Genomic DNA, 14383 nt, shown 5'->3' with positions numbered 1-14383 from the left:
CGATTCGCAAAGGAGAATATCGATGACAACCCGCTGGATGCTAGCCTGCCTGTTCTGCGCATCCGTCGTTGCATCGTCGGCCGCTCGAGTGCCACCCGCCGCGCCGCCCGGCAGCGTGATCGCGCACAGCGCGGCGGCGACGCGCGTGTTCCTCGGCTCGCCGTCGCTCGCGATCCTGCCGGACGGCACCTACGTCGCGTCGCACGACATGTTCGGACCGTCGGCGCTGCCCGACGAGGTGCACGTGTTCGCGTCGCACGACGAGGGGCAGACCTGGGAAAAGCTGAGCGTCGTGTCAGGTCAATACTGGTCGTCGCTCTTCGTCGTCGACGGCGCGCTCTACCTGATGGGCACCGATCGCTCGATGGGCACGCCGGTGATCCGCCGCTCGACCGACGGCGGCGCGACATGGACGACGCCCAGCGACGCGCAGACCGGACGCTTTGCGCTTACCGGACGCTACATCACCGGGCCGGTGCCGGTGCTCATCGAGCGCGGCCGCTTGTGGCGCGCATTCGAAGTCATCGAAGGCGGCGACCTGCGCTCGCTCGTGCTGTCCACGCCCGTCGACCGCGATCTGCTCGACACGCGCAACTGGCGCGCGACCAAACCGCTGCCATCCGACCATTCGTGGCTCGACAACAACTTTCTGACGTGGGAGGAAGGCAGTGTCGTGTCGACGGGCGAGCGCGACCCGGCGATCGTGCTGCGCGTGAACACGAAGCACGGTCCGGAGAAGGCAGCGCTCGTCCACGTGCTTGCGGACGGCCGGTCGCTGTCGTTCGATCCCGCGCACGACTTCGTCGACTTTCCGGGCGGCGGCAAGAAATTCACGGTCCGGTTCGATCCCGCCTCGGAACGCTACTGGTCGCTCGCGAACGCGGTGCCGAACGCGGACGGCATGGCGAATCTCGAGCGCGTGAGAAACACGCTCGCGCTCACGTCGTCACCCGATCTACGCCACTGGACCGTCGAGCGCGTGCTGCTGCAGAGCGCGGACCGCCTGCGGCACGGCTTCCAGTACGCGGATTGGCAATTCGAAGGCGACGACATCGTCGCGGTCGTGCGGATGGCGTTCGACGACAGCGAAGGCGGCGCGCAGAGCCAGCATGATTCGAACTACGTGACATTCGTGCGGGTGCGCGATTTCAGGCACGCGGCGTCGCTGAAGCACGTCGAAAACGGTTCGCGTTGACGGGCGGCATGCGCCTTTCGCCGAGCGATGCAGCAACGTCCGGCGCATCGCGCGCCGGACGTTGCCGAACTCAGCCGACGGCCACCGCGAGTCCTGCGTCGGCTTGCTGATTCGCGAGCGGCTCGATCCTGAGCGTATCGACGCGCACATTCGCCCCCGTCGGCACCCACACGCGAACATCCAGATCACTGATCGATGCCGGAAGCTCGAAATCGAACTCGGCGATCGGCCCGTTTTTCTCGCCGGGCGTCACGTCGTAGCGCGTCAGCACCTGCGCGCCGCAATTCCACGTGACGTCCATCCAGCCGCCGTCTCGATACGAGCGCGCCGACCGGACGCGTCGAAGGCCTCGAATGCAGTGCATGCCAAGAACACGAGCGGCGGGCTCTTCAAGGCGGCGCCGCAGCACGGGATCGTGCCTGCCGGCGACAATGCGGGCGTGCTCATCAGCGGCAACGATTTCAGCGGCTCGAAGACACCGGTCGCGGGCGCGCCGACAGGCAACAGCATCGTGTCGTCGAGTCTCGGCATCGACACCGCGTCCGCGGCGATCGCGAGCGCCGCAACAATCGACGTGCACACGGCGCCCATCGTGATGCTGACCGGCAGCGCGAAGATCAACACGATCAAACCGACGTGGAACGGGCACACACCGAAGCTGATTCCGACGAAGGGCGCGGCCAGCTTCGCGACAGGCGGCAATCTTTGCAATGCGGTGACGTCCGAGCAGAACGTGCCCGTCGATGCGTATTTCAACGGAATTTGCTGGAATCTGAAGTGAGCGACGCGATCGATGCGCCGTGTGCACACTGTGCACCGTGTGAGCAGCGCCGCTTGCGCGATGGTTCACACAACGCAATACCCGTCGCCTTCGATGCGAGCGCATCGGCATCGCGCGATCGTGTCGATTGTTCGGCTGTCCTTGAAGACTGCCGTCGGCGAATACACTGCATCGTGCGTTCGCCGTCCGCGGACGCCGCCGATTTTCCGGCTCAGCGCGTCGACTGCGCACGCAACGCGGATTGCCGCGGCACGCCGCCGAAGCGCATCCGATTCGACGCGAGCTCGCATGGCAGGCGCGCGGACCGCGGACGCGAACGCGGCATCTCGACGAAGCCGAGGCGTTCGTAGAGCGCGCGGGCACGCACGTTGCTCGTCAGCACGTCGAGCACGACATCCCTGCCCGCTTCCGCACGAAACGTGCCGGCCTGCATCGCATCGTCGAACAGCGCGCTGAATGCGCCGCAGCCGCGTACGCGCTCGTCGGTCGCGCAGTGCGCGATCAGCGTCTGCGTGCGCTTCGGCGCGGGCAGCTCGCTTTCGAGCACGAGCCCGCGCAGCAGCATCCGGATCGTGCGCACAGGGCCGAAGAAGCGCAGCAGCATCCACGCGACGTGCAGATCGTCGAAGGCGGTCGCGCGCCCGTCGTGCGCGGCGAGAACGGCGCCGACCGCGCCGTCCTCGGCGACCGCGACGCGATGACGCCGCCACGAAAAGCGCCCGTACTTCGATGCAAATGCGAACGCCAGAAATGCGATGCATCGCGAGGGCGGCTCGCCGAGGAAGTAGCCGAATTCCTTCACGCCGGATTCGAATACGAGCGGCGCGCACGCATGCGCATCGCTCGCGGCGGCCGCGCGAAAACGCCACGAAAACATGCGCGGCACGGCTTCGCCCGACGCGCTGCTATCGCTGCGATCGCCGTCGGCAGGCCGCCTCGTCATCGGCGCTTCAGCGTGCGAGCCGCACGAGCGCCGCGATCGTGCGCTCGATTTGCCCGGGCTCGTGCGTCGAACAGATGAAGAAACGCAGGCGCGCAGCCTTCTCTTCGACGGCCGGATAGAAGATCGGCTGCACGTTGATGCCTTCATCGAAGAGCGCGTTCGCCCATTGCGCAGCCTTCAGCGAACTGCCCGTGATGACGGGCACCACCGCATAGCCTTCGCTCGTGCCCGTATTGAGGCCGGCGTCGCGCGCCTGCGTGAGGAACTGCAGTCCGCGCTCGCGCAACGTCGCGATCCGCTGCGGCTCGGCCTGCAGGCGTTCGAGCGCGGCGAGCGACGCGGCCGCGAGCACGGGCGACAGCCCGACGCTATACAGAAAGCCCGGCGCGAGATGGCGAAGAATATCGATGAGCGGCTGGCAGCCGGCGATGAAGCCGCCGCAACCGGCGAGCACCTTGCTCAGCGTGCCCATCCAGAGATCGACGTCCGCGGAACGCACACCGCAGTGCTCGCGTATGCCCTTGCCGTTTTTGCCTAGCACGCCGAACGAATGTGCTTCGTCGACCATCAGGAACGCGCCGTAGCGCTGCTTGATCTCGACGAAACGCGCGAGGTCCGGCAGATCGCCGTCCATGCTGTAGAGCCCTTCGATCGCGACGAGCACGTGCCGGTATTCGCGCCGCACGCGCGCGAGCAACGCGTCGAGCGCGCGCCAATCGTTGTGCGGAAAGCTCAGGCGCTTCGCGCCGCTCAGCTGCGCGCCCTGCACGATGCTGTTGTGCGCGAGCGCATCGTGCACGACGAGGTCGCCCGGCCCGAACAGCGAGCCGATCACGGTCACGTTCGTCGCATGGCCGCTCACGAACGCGACGCAATCGTCGGTCTCGTAGAACGACGCGAGGCCGCGCTCGAGCTCGCGCTGCACGGGCCGCTCGCCCGCGACCATCCGGCTCGCGGACGCGGACGTGCCGTAGCGGTCGATCGCGTCCTTCGCACGCGCCGACACGATGGGGTCGCCCGCGAGGCCCAGGTAGTTGTAGTTCGCGTAGTTCAGGTATTCGCGGCCGCCGATGTGCGTCGTCGCGCCGGCGACGCCCTCGTGCACGCGAAAGAACGGCGATTCGACGCGCAGCTTCTCGCCCATCTCGCGGATGATCCTGACCTGCTGGTACTGCGGCATCGCCTCGAACCAGCTTCGCGGATCGCTTGTCGCGTGCGTGGTGGCTGAAGGCGGCGCACGGCGCGCGTCGCCGTCGTCGGAGACGCGATCCAGTTGCCGCTTCAGTGCTTTCGCCGCGAGCTGCTGGCGCAGGTGATCACCCAATCCCATCTGAACCGTTCGCCTGTTTCGTCAATGGAGACCACATATTACGCGACGAACTCGGCCCATTCCCACGCGCCCTTCGTCGACAGCAGTTTCTCGACGAGCCGGAAGTTCATCTCATGGCTCGGCCTGAACGCCGACACGCGGCCGAGCAGCGGCGCGCCGGCAAGCGCGAGGTCGCCGATCAGGTCGAGCACGCGATGGCGGACGAACTCGTCCGGCTGCCGCAAACCGCCGACGACGCGCGAGCCGACGATCGACGCCGTGCACGACGGTCGCGCGCCGCGCAGGATCGGCACGCCGCGCAGATAGCCGCCGACGATCGCGGGGATCGCCCATTTGACGCGCCCGTACGAGCGCGACGGCGCGATCTCGGCGGCGAACACGTCGGGCGTCAGCACGCCGCTCCAGTGCATGTCGCCGAAGCCTTTCAGGTCGTTGCGCACGCTGAGCTCATAGCGCGCGGCGGGCTCGATGCGCATTTCACGGCGTGCGGCGCCGTCGCCTTCCGCTGCGACGACGGGCTGCAGCACGCGAATGAAGCGCTTCGGCGCCGGCAGCGCCGCACGTCCGCATCTGCGCAGCGCGTCGACCCACGGCTGCGCGCTGCCATCGAGGATCGGCACCTCCTCCGCATCGAGTTCGACGGTCGCGTGATCGATCTCGCAAGCGAGCAGCGACGCGAGCAAATGCTCGACCGTGCGCACGCCGACGCCGTCCGCGTTGCGCAGCATCGTGCAAAGCGGCTGCGCGCGGCGCAGCGCGGGGTCGGCTGCGAGTGTCGCGAGCGCGCGGCCGTCCTGCATTCGCCGGAACACGACGCCGTGCGCACACGCGCGTCCGTCGGCAGGCAGGATCCGCACGCGCACGCGCCGCCCGGTGTGCAGCCCGTGGCCCGACAGCGCAAGCTCGCGCGCGAGCGTGCCTTCGCGCGCCTGCCAGCCGTCCGGCGCGCTCATGCGGTCACCAGCGTCTTCGGCGCGCCTGCCGCGGCGGCGGCGGGCCCGTCGTCCCCGACTTTCAGTACCTTGCGCGCGTCGCAGTCGAGCGCATGCTGCGCGGCGATCGCGGCGAGCCGCGCGTCGTCGCCATCGCCCGAGCCCGACGAGCCGGCCGCCGCGCCCGAGATCATGTCGGCGATCCGCCCGGCGAGCGAATGCACGGTCGCGCCGTCCGCGATCGACATCACCGACAGCTTGACCTCGAACGTCTCTTCGACCGCCATCCCGAGCTCCATCCCCATCAGCGAATCCATGCCCATCTCGAGCACCGACTTGTCGAGCTCGATCCGCTCGGTCGACAGATGCAGGATGTGCGCGATCTGCGCGCGCAGATTGTCTTCGACGACGCCGACCGCCTCGTCGCGCGGCAGTGCGGCCACTTGCGCGCGCAGCCGCGTGCCGCCGTCGCGCGCGGGCTCGCTCGCGCCGCGCGCGCGCAAGAGCGCATAACGGCGCGCGCCGGCGGCGGGCATCCCGCGCGACACCGCGTGCCAGTCGAGCCGCACGACGGCCTCGCCCGCGTCGCCCGCGAGCAGCACGCGCTCGAGCGCGGCGAGCGCCTCATCGGACGTGATCGACACGCCGCCGATCCGCGCCTGCAGCGCCTCGCGCGTCTCGGCGTTGCGTGCGAGAAAACCGACATCCTCGAGCGGCCCCCACGCCATGACCGTGCCCGCGAGGCCCGCCGCGCGGCGCTGTTCGACGAGCGCCTCGACGAAGCTGTTCGCGGCAACGTAGCTCGCCTGCCCCGGATTGCCGAGATAGGTCGTCGCCGACGAATAGACGATGAAGAAGTCGAGCGCGCACTCGCGCGTCGCGCGATGCAGGTTCCACGCGCCCGCAACCTTCGGTGCGAGCACCGCGGCGAAGCGTTCGTCGTCGAGATTGCGCACGAGGCTGTCGTCGATGTGCATCGCCGAATGCAGCACGCCCTTCAACGGCGCGCCCCGCGCGTCGATCTCGCCGATCGCGCGGGTCAGCGCCGCCGCATCGGTCACGTCGCACGCGACGACGTGCGTCCGCACGCCGAATTCGTCACGCCAGCGCCCGACTTCTTCGCGCAACGGTTCGGCGAGCGCGCCGCCGCGGCTTGCGAGCGTCAGATGCCGCGCGCCGCGCGACACCATCCAGCGCGCGCTCGCGAAGCCGAGACCGCCCGTGCCGCCGACGACGAGATACGCGGCGTGCGGATCGAGCCGCAGCGAGAGGGCGTGCGTGGAAGCCGTGCCGCGCGTCGGCGCGGGCGTGCCCGCCGGATACGTGACGAGCACCTTGCCGATCTGCCGCGCCTGCTGCATGTAGCGAAACGCGTCCTCGACGCGCGCGGCCGGGAACGCGCGATACGGCAGCGGATGCAGCGCGCCTTCGGCGAAGCGCGCGATCACGTCGCCGAACAGGCGCTGGGTCAAATCGGGCCGCGCGCCCATCAGTTGATCGGCGTCGATGCCGAAGTAGCTGATGTTGTTGCGGAACGGACGCAGGCCGATGTAGCTGTTCTCGTAGAAGTCGCGCTTGCCGAGCTCGAGGAAGCGGCCGAATGGTCGCAGCGTGTCGATGCTGCGAACCATCGCCTCGCCCGCGAGCGAATTGAGCACGACGTCGACGCCCTCGCCGCCCGTCGATGCGCGAATCTCGTCCGCGAACGACAGGCTGCGCGAATCGAGCACGTGATCGGCGCCGATGAGCCGCACGAACTCGCGCTTCTCGTCGCTGCCCGCCGTCGCGAACACTTCCGCGCCGAAGTGGCGCGCGAGCTGGATCGCCGCGATGCCGACGCCGCCCGCCGCGCCGTGCACGAGCACCCGCTCGCCACGGCGCAGCCGCGCGAGCTCGGCGAGTGCGTAGTATGCGGTGAAGAACGTCGTCGGAATCGTCGCCGCTTCTTCGAACGACAGCCGCGACGGCTTGTGCGCGATCGCGGCCGCGCGCGTCCTCGCGCGCGTCGCGAACGACGCGGGCGCGAAGCCGAGCACCGCGTCGCCGGCCGCGAAGCCGTCGACGTCGCGGCCGACGCGCACGACGCGCCCCGCGAGCTCCATGCCGATCGTCGCGCCGGCGAAGCCCGCCTCGACCGCCTCGTCTGACAAGAGTCCCATTGCGTACATCACGTCGCGGAAGTTGAGGCCCGTCGCCACGGGCTCGATCTCGACTTCGTCCGGCTCGAGCTCGCCCGCCCGCAGCGGGAACCACTCGAGATTGCGCAGCGAGCCCGGCGCGTCGAACGCGAGCACCGCGGGCGGCCGCTCGCCGATCGCGTCGGCCGCGCGCGCGTCGATCTGCGCGGCGCTCAGCATCCGCGGCACGAAGCGTCCGCGCGGCGTGAGGAGCACCTCTTCTTCCGCGTCGTGCGCGAGCAGCTCGCGCACGAGCGCATCGAGCGCGGCGCCGCAATCGGGATGCACGTCGATCAGCCGGCACGACAATTCGGGGTGCTCATTCGCGAGCACGCGGCCGAGCCCCCAGAGGCCCGCCTGCGTCGGATCGAGCGGCGCATCGAGCGCGAACGGCGCGCTGCCGCGCGTGACGACAGACAGCCGCACGCTCGCCGTCGCATCGACGACGCCGAGCTCGCGCACGAGCCGTGCGAGCGCGACGACGCCCGTCCGCTGTGCGTGCATCATCGCAGCGCCGTCGGCGTCGGCGCCGAGCGCCGCATCGGGCGCGACGAACACCAGATGATGCGGCTGCGCGGGCGACGCGACCGCGACGATCTCGGTCATCCGGTGCAGCGACACGGCCTCCGCATAGCAGCCGGTGCGCGCGAGCGCGCCGGCGAGCGCCACGCCCGCATCGCCGTCGCCGCCCGTCGCGACGAGCCACCGCTCCGCATACGCGGCGGTGTCGAGGCTGTCCCATACGCCGCCGTCGAGCGCCTCGCGCGCGTCGCCCGCCTTCGCGGCCGGCTTGCGCGCGACGACGAACGTCGGCGCGCCTTCGAGATCGAGCGATTGCTCGAGGTGGCGCGCGACATCGCGGAAACCCGCGTGCGAAAGCAGCGACTGGATCTCGGCCGGCGCGAGCGGCGCGGCCTGCGACGCGCTCGCGCCGCTTGCGGCGCGCGCGAACACGATGTCGGCGAAGCGGCCGCCGCGCGTCTCCGCGAGCACGGCGAGGCCGCCCGGCGCGAGGCGCTCGAACACGGCGCTCAGGAATGCGAGCGGATCGTGCTGCGCAGCGAGCGCGCGATCGATCAGCACGATGTCGTAAGGCGTGTGGTCGTCGGTGGCGATCGCCGCGCCTTCGCCCGTCAGCAACGCGACTGTCTGCATCGACGGATGCGCGGCGGCGTCGAAGCCGGCGAGTTGCTGCGGCGTGCCTGCGATCGTGTAGTCGCAGCGCGCGGCGGATGGCGCGACACCGAGCGGCTGCAGTACGTCGCGGCCGGGCGCGCCGATCTCGAGCACGCGCAGCCGGCGCGGTTCGCGCCAGGCGGCGAGCGCCTGCTCGACGCAGGCTGCGATCAGCGCATGCGCGTGGCCCCATGTCGGCGACGCTTCGTGGAAATGGTCGACGAGACTGCCGCCCGTCGGCGACAGCGCCTGCGCGGCCGCCGTCTCGCCGCGCAGCACCGCGGGCAGCACCGCGCCGCAGTGCGCGAGCAGCGTCAGCTCCGCGACGTGCGCGGGCGACTCGGCGAGCAGACCGCGCCATAGTTCGTCGAGCGCGGGCATCGCCGCGCACGCCGTATCGTTGCGCACAAGACGCGTGCCGGCCCATTGCGCGAGCCCGTCCTCGACGAGCATCGCGGCAAGGCGCGCGACGAGCCCCGCGCGCTCGTCCGCAGGCGGCACGGGCTGCCGGAACACGTCGATCGCATCGAGCGCGCGCAGCGCATACGCGCTTGCGAGCACGTCGAAGAGCGGCAGCATCTCGGTCAGGTGGCACGTGCGCCGCGCGAGGTCTTCGCGCGACGCGAGCGTCGCGATCGCGCTCTCGACGAGCCGCCCGGGCGCGGGCAGCGCGCTCGCGTCGAACGACGACGGCAGCGGCTTCGCGTCGAGCGCATAGACGAAGCGCGCGGGCGGATTCAGCCGGCGGCCGACGAGGTCGACGCGCCGGAACCGGCACGCGGCAAGACGCGCGACGATCGCGCCGCTCGCGTCGAGGAAGTCGAACGACGCGACGATCGAGTGCGGATTGCGCCGTTCGATTCGCGCGAGCACGCGCGCGACGACGTCGCCGCGCAAGAAATCGATGCGCCCGAGCTGGACCGGCACGTATGCCGCGTGCGGCGCGCGCGCGTCGTGGCCGCCGCTTTGCGCGAGCAGCGCGAAGAGCGGATGAAAGCCGCTGTCCATCAGCGCCGGATGCAGCAGGTAGGCGGCGAGCGCGGCGGCGTCGCCGCAGGCCTGCGGCGCGGCGACGTCGGCGAGCGCCGCGCCGCCCGCCATCCTCAGCGCGCGCACCCAGCGGAACGCCGGGCCGTATGCGAGGCCGAGCGCGGCCGCGCCGTCGTACAGCGCGTCGGCGCTCGACGCGGGCTGGGCGAAGAGATGCGCGAGCGCCTCGGGCGACACGGCGCTCGACGCATTCAGCGTGTTGCCGCTCTCGAGCAGCCGGCCGACGACGTTCTCGATCCACGGCGCGTCGCACATCCGGTCGCGCGTCTCGATCTTGAACGACGCGGTGCGCGGCTCGATCGTGAAACGAAACAGCTTCGCCTGCTGCCCCTGGAACACGACGGGCGCGCGGATCTCGAGATTCTCGAGCGCGCAGTCCGACGTGCCGAAGAACGCGCACGCGGCCGCGAGCGCCATCTCGACATAGCCCGCGCCGGGAAACGTGACGCCGCCGTCGACGACGTGATCGGCGAGCATCGGCACGCGCACGGGATCGAGCTGGTTCTCCCACGCGAACGCATGCTCGCGCAGCCGGTAGCCCAGGAGCGGATGCGCGCGGCGGCGATTGACGAGGCCGTAGCCTTCGGGGCTCGGATCGAGCCAGTAGCGCTCGCGCTGCCACGGATAGGTCGGCAGCGCGACGCGCGGCGCGTCGGGCGCGAAGCGGTCGGGATCGATCCGCGCGCCGTGCGCGACCGCCGAGGCGATCGCGTGGCGCAGCATCTGCGCGCCGTCCTGCTGGCGCTTGAGCGTCGGCAGCGTCGTGCCGGACAGCTTGAGCGCGGTCAGCGTCTGCTTCACGTACGTGCGCAGGATCGAATGCGGCGATACTTCGATGAACAAACGAATGCCGTCCGCCGCGAGGTGCGCGATCGCATCGCCGAAACGCACCGGCTCGCGAATGTTGCGCCACCAGTAGCGCGCGCCGAGCGCATCGCCCGGAAAACGCTCGCCCGTGACGGTCGACACGAAGCCGCCCGTGCCCGCGCGCGGCGCAACACCCGCGAGCTTTTCGAGCACGACCGGCTCGATCCGCTCCATCTGCTTGCTGTGGAACGCGTAATCGAGATCGAGCAACTGGAAGAACTGACCGTTCGCGCGCAGCGATGCCTCGATCGCCTGCAATCCGTCGAGCGAACCCGCGAGCGTCACCGACTGCGGACTGTTCACGCCGGCGATCTCGACGCTCGACGCGAGCGACAACTGCGCGATCAGCGCACGCGCGGCGTCCTCGCCGACGCCCGCCGCGGCCATGCGTCCGCTGCCGCGAGTCAGCGCCTGCGCGCGGCTCCGGATCTTGATGACACGCACCGCGTCGGCGAGCGACAGCGCATCCGTCGCCCATGCGGCGGCGATCTCGCCGACGCTGTGGCCGGCGACCGCGTCGAAGCGCACGCCGTGCGCGTCGAGCACGCGCACGATCCCCACTTGAATCGCGAACAGGAGCGGCTGCGCGTGCTCGGTCGCGGCGAGCCATTCGGCGCTCGCGCCCGCGCACATCACGTCGACGAGCGACGTGCTGCCGTCTGCACACCAAAGCGCGTCGACTTCGGCGAGCGCGGCGCGAAACACCACGTCTTCCGCGTACAGGTCCCGGCCCATCCCCGCCCACTGCGAGCCGTTGCCGGAAAACAGGAGCGCGACGCGCGCCTCGTGCTCAGGCGCATGCGCCTGCGCGACGCACGCGGGCACCGACGCCCCGCCCGGCTGCGCGAGCGCGGCGAGCGCCGCGCGGCCGTCTGCAACGGTCGCGGGCGCGACGACCGCGCGCGCTTCGAACCATTGTCTGCGCCGCACCGCGTTGGCGGCGAGCGCGTGCCACGCGCAGCCGTCGTCGAGGCGCTGCAGATAGCGCGCGGCCAGCGTGGCGAGCGCCTGCGGCGCACGCGCCGTCAAGACGAGCGGCGGCGGGACCACGTCGACATCCGGCGCGTTCTGCCTCGTCGCGTCACCCGGCCCTTCGTCCGCTGCGGCTGCGGGCGCTTCCATCAGCACGACGTGCGCATTCGTGCCGCCGAAGCCGAACGAGTTGACGCCGATTGTGAGCGGCGCGTCGCGTTCGTCGAGCGGCGTGTAGCGATCGACGACGCGCAGCCGCCCGCCCGCGAAATCGATATTGGGATTCGGCGTCTCGAAATGCAGCGAGCGCGGAACCGCGCGGTGCTTGAGGCAGCACACGGCCTTGACGAGGCCCGCCATCCCGGACGCGGTTTCGAGATGGCCGATGTTGGTCTTCACCGAGCCGATCAGGAGCGGATCGTGCGCCGGGCGCTGCGCGCCCGCGACTTCGATCAGTGCGCGCGCCTCGATCGGATCGCCGACCGCAGTGCCGGTGCCGTGCGCTTCGAGATAGACGAGCGAACGTGGATCGACGCCCGCGCGCCCGTACACATCGCGCAGCAGCGCGGCCTGCGTCGCGGCGCCCGGCACGCTGATGCCGCCTGGCGAGTAGCCGTCCGAATTCACGCCGGAGCCCGCAATGATCGCGTGGATCGTGTCGCCGTCGGCAAGCGCGCGCTCGAGCGGCTTCAGCAGCACGAACGCGCCGCCTTCGGCGCGCACGTAGCCGTCGCCCGTCGCGTCGAACGCGCGGCAGCGGCCGCGCGGCGACAGCATCGACGCCTTCGAGAAACTGACGAAGCCGAACGGATGCGCGAGCAGATTCACGCCGCCCGCGAGCGCAAGCTCGGCGTCGCCCGATTGCAGCGCCTGGATCGCCTGGTGCAACGCGACGAGCGACGACGAGCACGCGGTGTCGACCGACATGCTCGGCCCGCGCAGATCGAACAAATAGGACACGCGATTCGACGCGATGCTAAGCGTATTGCCAGTCGCCGAATACGGATCGACCGAATTCAGGTCGTCCATGCTGCGATTGCCGTAGTCCGGGCTCGCGACGCCGACGTACACGCCGCAATTGCGCCCGCGCATGTCGGCGGGACGCACGCCGGCATCCTCGAACGCTTCCCACGCGAGTTCGAGCAGCAGGCGCTGCTGCGGATCCATCTGTGTCGCCTCGCGCGGCGAAATGCCGAAGAACGCCGCGTCGAAACCGGCAACATTGTCCAGGACGCCTGCGGCAAACGTGTAGCTTTTACCCGGTTCGCGCTTCGACGGATGTCGATAGAAGTCCGTACCGAATCGCCCCGCAGGCACCTCGGTGACCGCGTCACGCTCGTCGCACAGCAGCCTCCAGAACGCGTCCGGACTCTCCACGCCACCGGGAAAGCGACACGCCATCCCAACAATTGCAATCTTTACATTCATCGTTGTGTCGTTTTTTCCGATGCATTCGTCGCAGGGCTGCCCGTCTCTTCCGCTTCGGTCGCGCGAAGCAGGATCGAACCGAGCTCTTCGACACGCGCATCTCGCCGACAGGCGTCCGGGGTTCCGAAATTCCGCCAGATAAAGTAGTCGCTGCGCTCGGGCGCGACACCCAGCTTACCGAAAATATGCGGTAGCGCCGGGACATGGTCGCCATAAAAGCACACGACCGTGTCACGCCGTCGAGCGCGCAGATGCTCGAGCAGTCGCCCGATCATTGCATCCGCATTTACGACGTGACGCAAGTAAACAGTTAAATCGCGCCATTCGGCGCCGTCGCCGAATGCATGGCGCGAGCGCGATTCGCCGGGCTCCACCGTCTCCAGATGCAGCGGGCCGTGGTTCTCCATCGTCATCGCGAACGCGAAGAGCGGCTTGGCGCGCGGCGCGTCGAGCTCGGCGATCAGCGCGTCGGCGACGGCTCCGTCGGCCACGTACGGGCCGGCGCGCGGCGCACGAACAAAATGCCGAATGTCGAGGAAGCGCTCGAAATGCATCAGCGGGAACACGCGGTCGCGGCCGAAGAAGTCCGCGTAATACGGATGGATCGCGACCGTCCCGTAGCCGCCGCGCCTGAACCAGCCGGCGAGCGAATCGCAGGCGCGGCGCAGGAACGCGTAAGGATAGAAGCGCGCATAGCCGAGGCGCTCTGACGCGAGCCCCGTCAGCATCGCGAACTCGGTGCGCATCGTGTTGGCGCCCCACGCAGGCACTGCAAGCTCGCCGTAAAACATCGACTCGCGCCGCGCGCGATCGAAATGCGTGAAGAGCGAAGGCTCGATGCCGCTCACCGCGCGCCGCGCATCGAAGAACGATTCGCTCTGGATCACGATCACGTCCGGATACGCGGCGGCCCGGCCGTCGGCGAACGGACTCGCCGCCGCCGCGCGCTCGAACGCGCGCAGCGTCGCCGGCCGCAGCCCGTTGAGCAGATACGCGACGAACGTCGCGAAGAAGCCGTTGCGCCGCTGGTCGACGCTCGCGTCGAGCGTGAGCGTCAGTCGCTTCGCAAGCAGGCAGCCGCAGACGAAGCACGCGGCGATCGCGGCGGCGGCCGCCGCGAACGGCCGCGGCGCAAGCGGCGTCTCGGCCCGATAGCCGGCCGCGAGCAGCGCGATGCCGACCGCGATTGCGGCAACCTTGCCCGCGCTCAGGTACGGCAGATACAGGCGCGGATGCGAGAACAGCTGGCTGAAGAGACTCAGATCGGTGAACACGAACGGCTCGCGCAGCGATTCATGCTTCGCGTTGCTGACGACCGCCATCAGGCCGACGAGCGCGACGGCGACGAATGCCGAGAACAGCACGCGCGCAGTGACGAACAGCACGCAGCCGCCGACGAACGCGAATGCGAGCACGTGCAGTGCGAAGGCCGGCAGCGGCCGGCGCCACGGCGCGCGCGGTATCGCGAGCGCATCGAGGGCGAACGACAGCGCGGCAGCGATCGAGAAGGTGAGCGCGAGCCCGCCGCCCAC

Annotated in this window: 8 protein-coding genes; 2 read left to right on the top strand and 6 right to left on the bottom strand. The window is 69.9% G+C overall.

What is annotated here, in order from left to right; all coding sequences use genetic code 11:
* Window positions 1–22 precede the first annotated feature (22 nt).
* On the top strand, window positions 23–1195 hold the full coding sequence (locus WS69_RS11400; protein ID WP_059470868.1) for a sialidase family protein: 1173 nt from the start codon (window positions 23–25) through the stop codon (window positions 1193–1195).
* Window positions 1196–1265: 70 nt separating this feature from the next.
* Here the strand turns inward: WS69_RS11400 and WS69_RS11395 are convergent, their stop codons facing one another.
* Window positions 1266–1496 (bottom strand): hypothetical protein, encoded by a 231-nt coding sequence (locus tag WS69_RS11395; protein WP_059470867.1) that lies wholly within the window; start codon window positions 1494–1496, stop codon window positions 1266–1268.
* 57 nt (window positions 1497–1553) lie between these two features.
* Here WS69_RS11395 and WS69_RS11390 point away from each other — a divergent pair, with 57 nt between their 5' ends.
* A complete protein-coding gene (locus WS69_RS11390; protein WP_226382808.1) occupies window positions 1554–1976 on the top strand; it encodes a hypothetical protein in 423 nt (140 codons plus the stop codon).
* A gap of 211 nt (window positions 1977–2187) precedes the next feature.
* Here the strand turns inward: WS69_RS11390 and WS69_RS11385 are convergent, their stop codons facing one another.
* From WS69_RS11385 to WS69_RS11365, 5 genes are read right to left on the bottom strand one after another with little or no spacing between them, the layout of a single operon-like run.
* The gene (locus WS69_RS11385; RefSeq protein WP_059470866.1) at window positions 2188–2919 is read right to left on the bottom strand and encodes a GNAT family N-acetyltransferase; all 732 of its coding nucleotides are present in this window, start codon (window positions 2917–2919) and stop codon (window positions 2188–2190) included.
* Between the two features lie 7 nt (window positions 2920–2926).
* A complete protein-coding gene (locus WS69_RS11380; RefSeq protein ID WP_059470865.1) occupies window positions 2927–4249 on the bottom strand; it encodes an aminotransferase class I/II-fold pyridoxal phosphate-dependent enzyme in 1323 nt (440 codons plus the stop codon).
* Between the two features lie 38 nt (window positions 4250–4287).
* On the bottom strand, window positions 4288–5202 hold the full coding sequence (locus WS69_RS11375) for a UDP-3-O-acyl N-acetylglycosamine deacetylase (RefSeq protein WP_059470864.1): 915 nt from the start codon (window positions 5200–5202) through the stop codon (window positions 4288–4290).
* A complete protein-coding gene (locus WS69_RS11370) occupies window positions 5199–12851 on the bottom strand; it encodes a type I polyketide synthase (RefSeq protein WP_059470863.1) in 7653 nt (2550 codons plus the stop codon). The genes WS69_RS11375 and WS69_RS11370 overlap by 4 nt, the downstream gene beginning before the upstream one ends.
* Window positions 12848–14383 carry an LTA synthase family protein gene (locus WS69_RS11365; RefSeq protein WP_059470862.1) on the bottom strand — a complete coding sequence of 512 codons (1536 nt, stop codon included), beginning with the start codon at window positions 14381–14383 and terminating at the stop codon, window positions 12848–12850. The genes WS69_RS11370 and WS69_RS11365 overlap by 4 nt, the downstream gene beginning before the upstream one ends.

The sequence above is a fragment of the Burkholderia sp. BDU5 genome (assembly GCF_001522845.1).
In the GTDB taxonomy this organism is placed as follows: Bacteria; Pseudomonadota; Gammaproteobacteria; order Burkholderiales; family Burkholderiaceae; genus Burkholderia; species Burkholderia mayonis.
The sequence above is the reverse complement of the archived record's forward strand: the minus strand, read 5'-3'. Positions and strand labels throughout refer to the sequence as shown.